Origin of the sequence: Nocardia sp. 852002-20019_SCH5090214 (assembly GCF_001665865.1) — a bacterium.
Taxonomy (GTDB): Bacteria; Actinomycetota; Actinomycetes; order Mycobacteriales; family Mycobacteriaceae; genus Nocardia; species Nocardia nova.
On the sequence record NZ_LZMK01000172.1, the window covers coordinates 1 to 524 of the forward strand.

1 pseudogene is annotated in these 524 nt (G+C 68.3%); it reads left to right on the top strand.

The window, feature by feature from the left end:
• Positions 1-524 (top strand): annotated as a pseudogene (locus tag A5780_RS43100) (DNA cytosine methyltransferase); the annotation flags it as partial.

Sequence of the window (524 nt, forward strand, 5' to 3'; positions counted from 1 at the left end):
TGGCGGGCGGTGCCCGGTCTCACGGGCCGGATCGCGGCCAACCACAACCCGGTCTGTGTGGCGGTGCACGAGCTGAATTTCCCCACGGTGGAACATCTTCCGCCCGGCGACGTCAGGGAGATCGACCTGACGCGGCTGCCCGCGACCGAGATGTTCTGGGCGAGCCCGGCGTGCCCGGAATGGACGGACGCGAAGGGACAGAAACGCTACTTCGACCAGAGCAACCAGTACCGGTTCGACGAGGAACTCGGCATCGTCGAGGATCCGGCGTCCGGGCGCAGCCGCGCGCTGGTCGAGCAGATTCCCCGGTATCTGCGTGCGATGGCCGCGCGCGGCAAGCCGGTGCTGGCCGGGGTGATGGAAAACGTCGTGCAGTGCTGGAAGTGGGACGACCGGCATCGGTGGCTGCGCGAGATCCAGGACCTCGGTTACGAGACCCGGGTCATCGCCCTGAATTCCGCGCACGTGCTGCCGCGCACCTGCCTGCCGGTGCCGCAGTCCCGCGACCGGCTCTACATCGCGTA